The following is a 6,370-nucleotide window of genomic DNA, read 5'->3' as shown; positions in this document are numbered from 1 at the left end:
ACTCGCGGCCTCTGGCGTGACAGGCCAGCGTTATAACCGACTTAACTACAGCTCCGCATTATGAATTCCGCATCCGTAGATGCAGCTATTCGCAAACTTTGTCAAGGTGGCCGGGGCTTTTCACCCCGGCCCTAATCATATAACGCCCTCGAAGGGCAATTCAATCTGTGGCGGAGCCGACGAGACTCGAACTCGCGGCCTCTGGCGTGACAGGCCAGCGTTATAACCGACTTAACTACAGCTCCGCATTTTGGTTGGTGGTGGGCGGAACAGGGCTCGAACCTGTGACCCTCGGCTTGTAAGGCCGATGCTCTCCCAGCTGAGCTATCCGCCCGCCTTCCCGCAACCGGGAATCGCTAAATAGCCAGACGCCCTGCTCTTGTCAACGGCTTTTTTGTTTGAAGCTCAAAAAAATCAGACGCCACCGATGCGAGCGAGGATTCATGCGGCTTCGCGACCGTCGATTCCGCCCCATGAACGGAGTCGGCGGCTGACAGGAATTCCAGTATACCGCCCCGAACAAGGCTCGGCAACCACGCCTGTCGTTCGCAAACACCCCAAACGATCAAATCGCACGGGGATACGGACCAAACGCACGGCGAAACAGTCGCCAGCAGTCCAGCCCAGCCCGCGCCTTCCCTTCGCCACCACACGCCCTCGTCGGTCGTCAACGCATCGTCTCGACGACAGCGCCCTGCTGGCACGCGTCAGACGCATCAGGAAGTCCCCTTCCCCATCCGACGCCTCCTTCGTTCAGGTCTACCCGCGACGCTTCGCCGCGTCCGTCTCCCCGACGCCCAGACCACCAAAAACCACGACACCCCGCGCAGAGGACCGCCAAAGGCGTCAACTGCACGGGGTGCTGGATGAGGACGAACATACGCACATGATGCGCAGAACGTGGGAAGCAAAGCGGAGCGCTCCGGCACGTGGTGCGCTCCGCCTGAAACCGTTTACTTGCCGGTGTGGCACTCGCCGCACGCGACGGGGCCCTTGCCCTTTTCCTCGTGGCAGGTCTTGCACTGCTTATGGTAGGCGAGCATCAGGCCGGGCTGGGAGCCCTTATTCTTCAGTTCGTGGCACTCCGAGCAGGAGGTGCCCACGGAATCCTGACCTTCGACACGCTGACCGTTCTCATAGACATGATGACAGGCAGCGCAGTCGTCGATCTCGGCTTTCTCGTTATGGAGATCGTGCGCGAACACCGCCGGCGGACGCTGCCCGCCATTGAAGGCGGGATCGTCAAGCTGAACGATGTCGTCCTGCGAATAGGCCGTGGCGATGCACAGGAATGTCGCAAGGGCAGCCACGGCCGCGAAGATGCCCAGTCTCTTCATTTTCATGGTCGTATCCCCTCTGCGCGGATGCCCGACAGCCAAGCATCCGCGACTGGTTGCTGGTCGTGGCTCCCGCTACTCGGAGTCGGGCCTCACCATAAACTCGAAGATCAGGTCACCAAGGAACTTGAGCTTCATCTCCAGTCCATAGTGATGAATGATGTCTTCGAGTCCGCCATGGCAGTTGTGGCACGGCGAAACGATGGTGTCGATGCCCATGTCCTTCATGCGTGCAAGCTGCTCGGCCTTGGCCTTGTTGGAAAGCACGCGCTTGGTCTTCCACGGCGGCCCGCAGTTGATCACGCCGCCACCCGCGTTGCAGCACAGGTTGTGCTCGCGGTTGGGCGACATTTCAACCACGCCCAGCGTAAAGGCATTGGCCACGTAACGGCCCATCTCGTGCAGACCACGTCCGCGCACGGTGTTGCAGGGATCGTGGAAGGTGACCTTTTCAGGGAACTTCTCACGACACTTGATCTTTCCGTCGCGGATGAGCTCGTAGAAGAACTCGATGGAGTGCACCATGGGAATGGGCGGCATCTTCCAGCCCAACCAACGGTTGCCCACGTCATAGACGCTTCGGAAGGCGTGACCGCATTCGCCCATGACGATCTTCTTGACCCGCAGCCGCTGCGCGGCCTCGTAGTGGACCTTCTTCACGCGGCCCATGGTCTCGAAATCGCCAGTGAACATGGCCATGTCGGAGTTATCCCATCCCGGCTCCTCGGGCATCGTCCAATCGCATCCGGCGGTATGGAAGATGGCCGCGGCCTGATAGATGAGATGCGTACGGAACTTCGGCTCGGGCGCGATGACCGAGTACATGAAGTCCGCGCCTTCCTTGGCGACCGGAATGCGGATGGTGGGGAATTCGTCGCGGGCTTCGTCTTCCTGCCACTGCAGGGTATCGACCCACTCGTCTTCCTTGACCCACATCTGGTTCATGGTCGCGGCATGGCTGTGCGTGGTATCCTGAATGTACTGCGGCGTGACGCCCAGCTTGGAACAGATACGACGCACGGTCTGCAACATATAGGCGATGTCGATGCCGAAGGGACAGTACTGGAGGCAGCGACGGCAGAGGTTGCACTCCGTCGAGGCGATGACCGAACACTCGCGAACTTCCGCGGGGGTCAGCCGTCCCTTCTTCTGCAGCATCATCCAGATGGTGCGCTTGACCTTGCCAACGGGGGAATACTTGGGATTCTTGTCGTTGGACAGATAATGGTGGCAGGCCTCGGAGCACAGACCACAGTGGACGCAGGTTTCGACATACGCCCGCAGCCTCGCTCCGCACTCGCCCTGCAACACCTGATTGATCACCGTCTCGATGCGCTCGGGCGTCAGCTTCTTGATGCCCTCGTCGAGACCGATGTCCTCGATCTTGTCATACTCGTAGCGGCCAGCAGCCCGATCACTCTCGGCCTTGGCCTGAACCTTCTGGAGGAAGGTCGCCGCGGCTTCGGCGCTTGCCGCCATTTCGGTATTTTCAGACATATTCCTTGCTCCTTGAAGAGATAGTGTCGCGTCCCCTGCCTACCAGTCCTTCACATGGCGCACGGCTCCGAACTCGGAAGCGGTGTAGCCGCGGGTGAAGACGAAGTAGAGCATATGCGCAAGCCGCGTAAACGGAATGCACACCAGCATCAGTTCACCGGCGAGCACGTGCAGCGTGGTCACGAGCAGCGGATCGCCGATGTGGTGATAGGCCATGATGCCAGTGAGGAACGGAGCCGCGACAACGGCAAGAATACCGAAGTCCGAAGGACTGGTGACGAACTTGACCTGCGGGAGGGCGAACCTGCGCCACGCGAAGTAGGCGCAACCGCCAAGCACGATGAAGGCGGCGATGTCCGCAACCTGATCGGGCAGAGTGGGCCAGCTCCATCCCAGAGCGCCCTCTTCCAGCAGCACGATGTGTCCCATCGTAAAGATGGGGACGAGGATGAGACCGATGTGGAATACAAAGGTCACCACGCTCATCACCGGCTGCATGCGCCAGTTCGTGCTCCCGAAGGGAGTGAGCCAATGGCCGATGGAGCTGAACACATGGCTCCAGCTCCAGTATTCGAAGACGTAGGTATCCTTCTTCTTCGCGAGGCTCAGAAGCGAGGCCAGACGCCAGACGCTGCCGCCGATGAAGACGATGAAGGCAACCCAGACAAGGGGGCCGCTTACGAAGTTGTACAAGCTTTGCATTGCTTCCCCTCCTATCCGGCGATTTCGGCGACAGGCACCACGCGACGGAAGTACTTCCCGCCCTCGACGCACCGGATCAGCACGTATTTCGAGTCGGGACTGAAGGCGGGCGACCAGCACTGCTCGCAGGCGTGCCCGTATTCACGTCCGTCGACGACCACGGTGAACTTGCCGTTCTTCTCGACGCAGGCACCCACATGGCGGCTGTCCGGGCTGAATACCGGCGCCCATGCCATGTCGTAACGTCCCTGCCAGACAGAGCCGTCAACCATGACCGTCCACTTTCCGTCTTCCTTGCCGAGCGCGGCGGCGCGGGTGCCGTCGGGCGAAAGGGCCAGATCAGTGACCATCTCGCCGAAGGTGGCTGCCCACGGATTGCCGTCCACGGCCACTGTCCAGCGACCGAACTTGGGGGAAACGATGGCGGCAAGGCGCTTGGCGTCCGCGCTGAAGCGGGCGTGCCAGCACTCCACGAAGGACGGCCAGATGATGCCGCCATCCTGCGCGAGGGTCCACTGACCAGCCTGCCGCACAGGTGCGATGACCGCACCGGTGGCGGGATTGAACACCGGGCGCCACACGCTCTGGAACACCTGATTCCAGGGCTTGCCGTCCACGGAGATGGTGTAGTCGTACAGGGAGAGTCGGGTTTCGGCGGCAAGATGCTTGCCGTCGGGCGAGAAGGCCAACCCGAAGATGTTGGTGAAGTTCCGATCCCAGGCCTGTCCGTTCACAGCGGCGGAATAGGTGCCGTCCTGGAACTTGTAGATTTCGGCCTGCCCCATCTCGACGGTCTGCACGGCAGCGGCCGTGGCCGAACCATCGGGACTCATGAGGAAGTTGTTGGCGTTGCCATAGAGGGTCTCCCACAACTCGCCCTCAACGGCAATTCCGTACTCTCCGTCCTGCTGGATCGCGCATCCGATCTTGGAGCCGTCCTCGCTGAACATAAAGTTCCAAGCGTAGCCGAGGGAATCCTCCCAGGACTCGCCATCGACCACGACGTGCCATTCGCCGAGGTCCTGCGCGAAAGCGCACAGCCTGCCATCAGGCGAATACTTGAGGCTCCACACGCGTTCAAACGTGTTGTCCCAGGTCTCGCCATTTATGCAGGCAGTGAATTCGCCCCCCACGTTTGCCACCGCGGCGACGTTCTCGCCATCGGGACTCGCGTGAAGTTCCTCTACCCACTCGTACTTGTCTCTGCAGGCGCCAAGGTCGACGACCATGCGTTCGCCCGGCTCCCAGTTCCACTTTGCAGAAACCACCATAGCCCTCCTTCCAAACGCCAATGGCGTCACACACGGTTGGGGTTTTCTGATTTCCTGTTCGAATGTTGGTGCATGCGGCATGAAGTTTTCCGGAAACTCTTAAACTTGTCCCGCCGGATTTGTCCAGAATTTTGCCCGTAACGTCTTAAAATAATTCATTATCATACCTATATACTATGAAATCCACCCAACAACTTTATAGGAATTTTACCCTCCGGAATAACAGGGTATTGTTCGCATCCGCATAGCTTACCCAAGGAGCGCAAAGCCCGGGAACATACGCCTCATCATCTCTTGCGTACATGGAATTCCCTACAACAAAAGTGCATTTCCCCCCGTTTCGTGCGGTTATTCGGCTCTCGCACCTGCAATGCAGGGCTCTGCGCATCCAACTTCACCTTATAAAAGGTAATACACCCCCCTCGCCATTTCCGGCGCCAGACGGCACACCGAGGCATGCCGCCGCGGGGCGTCCGCGCCCGCGCAGACGGACATCATCATCGCTCCCGCTTCATTTTCAGACACGCCGCACACTCTGCTCCAGAGCATTCATACCAACGCATAGTATTCAAGGCTGATATGATTACCCAAAGCAATAACAGCATGATTTCATTCACGTCAATGTTCGCACAATTTTTTCGTGGAAAATGTTCAACAAATGCACAAGCCCCACCACGTCCTCACCGACGAAATGGGGCTTGCCAACAATTCGCGTCTATTACGAAGAAAAAGCTACATGCCATACGCCTTGTACAGGCCGCGAACCTCATCGTCCTCGCAGCGCAGGTCCGGATCAGGCTCGGCATCGAGCAGTAACGCGGGCGCGGTCCGCTGCCTGAAGGTCAAGGCGGAGCTATCGATGGGAGCACGAGAGACCTGCACCCGCGCCACCTCATGCAGCTTGCCGTAGTCATACGAATCATCAAGTTCACGCGCCGCGTCGCCGGAGATGAGCACCTCCGTCACATTGCCGTACACATGTTCGCCCCACGACGACGCAAACTGCGCCCCACGGGCGAAGCCGAACATGGCCGGAAAGGAATCCTCATAGGGAACCGTCATCACGCCGCGCACGCCGAACTGTCCCGATCCGTCGTGGCTGCGTAGCGTCTCGCCAATGGATGCGAGCACGGCGGGAATACTGCTCTCCACACCGTTCCCGCGCGGTGGAACGCAACTTGCGCCCATAAACATCAGGCAGTTGTAGCGCAGTTCGCGGTCCACCCGAACGAGCGAGGTGGTGCAGGCTATGTCGAAAAAAGTGATGCCGAGCCGCTTGCGAATCTCGCGCAGCATGTAGAACATCATGTTGTATTCCAGGGTCTTTCGCTCGTATCCCCAGTCGCGGACGAGCTGTCCCATGCGCGTGAACCACTTCACTTCCTTCTGGTGCTTGCGCTTATTGACGGGGATGGCGCTAGCGTCCATGGCGAGATTCTCACGCGGGGCGATGCGTAGCGTTTGCCCGCAGCCGCCTGCACACTTGATGTCCGCGCCCTGCAAGGGAATGACCCCGTCCTTGATCCTGTACTTCTTCTGACACTCGACGCATTGCACGAGCAT

Annotated in this window: 5 protein-coding genes and 2 tRNA genes; all 7 read right to left on the bottom strand. The window is 59.5% G+C overall.

The features are described from left to right. Positions 1 to 168: 168 nt before the first annotated feature. Positions 169 to 245: transfer RNA gene (locus GGQ74_RS16050), tRNA-Asp, on the bottom strand. A gap of 13 nt (positions 246 to 258) precedes the next feature. Then, positions 259 to 334 (bottom strand) — tRNA-Val (locus tag GGQ74_RS16045). A 619-nt stretch (positions 335 to 953) separates the two neighbouring features. Next, positions 954 to 1,343 carry an acidic tetraheme cytochrome c3 TmcA gene (gene tmcA, locus GGQ74_RS16040; protein WP_167942613.1) on the bottom strand — a complete coding sequence of 130 codons (390 nt, stop codon included), beginning with the start codon at positions 1,341 to 1,343 and terminating at the stop codon, positions 954 to 956. 69 nt (positions 1,344 to 1,412) lie between these two features. After that, positions 1,413 to 2,834 carry an electron transfer complex ferredoxin TmcB gene (gene tmcB, locus GGQ74_RS16035; RefSeq protein ID WP_245168342.1) on the bottom strand — a complete coding sequence of 474 codons (1,422 nt, stop codon included), beginning with the start codon at positions 2,832 to 2,834 and terminating at the stop codon, positions 1,413 to 1,415. 39 nt (positions 2,835 to 2,873) lie between these two features. Continuing rightward, positions 2,874 to 3,536, bottom strand: a complete 663-nt coding sequence (gene tmcC, locus GGQ74_RS16030) for a TmcC family electron transfer complex membrane anchor subunit (protein WP_167942612.1) — start codon at positions 3,534 to 3,536, stop codon at positions 2,874 to 2,876. Between the two features lie 11 nt (positions 3,537 to 3,547). Beyond that, positions 3,548 to 4,807: an electron transfer complex subunit TmcD gene (tmcD, locus tag GGQ74_RS16025; RefSeq protein ID WP_167942611.1), complete on the bottom strand. Its 1,260-nt coding sequence runs from the start codon at positions 4,805 to 4,807 to the stop codon at positions 3,548 to 3,550. Between the two features lie 732 nt (positions 4,808 to 5,539). Further along, on the bottom strand, positions 5,540 to 6,370 hold the full coding sequence (locus GGQ74_RS16020; protein WP_167942610.1) for a zinc ribbon domain-containing protein: 831 nt from the start codon (positions 6,368 to 6,370) through the stop codon (positions 5,540 to 5,542).

The organism is Desulfobaculum xiamenense, assembly GCF_011927665.1.
Classification (GTDB): Bacteria; Desulfobacterota; Desulfovibrionia; order Desulfovibrionales; family Desulfovibrionaceae; genus Desulfobaculum; species Desulfobaculum xiamenense.
This window is presented reverse-complemented; position numbering and strand designations above follow the sequence as displayed.

Coding starts and splice junctions, on each gene's coding strand:
- tmcA (WP_167942613.1), bottom strand. CDS start 1,343: ATGAAAATGAAGAGACTGGGCATCTTCGCGGCCGTGGCTGCCCTTGCG.
- tmcB (WP_245168342.1), bottom strand. CDS start 2,834: ATGTCTGAAAATACCGAAATGGCGGCAAGCGCCGAAGCCGCGGCGACC.
- tmcC (WP_167942612.1), bottom strand. CDS start 3,536: ATGCAAAGCTTGTACAACTTCGTAAGCGGCCCCCTTGTCTGGGTTGCC.
- tmcD (WP_167942611.1), bottom strand. CDS start 4,807: ATGGTGGTTTCTGCAAAGTGGAACTGGGAGCCGGGCGAACGCATGGTC.
- GGQ74_RS16020 (WP_167942610.1), bottom strand. CDS start 6,370: ATGCTCGTGCAATGCGTCGAGTGTCAGAAGAAGTACAGGATCAAGGAC.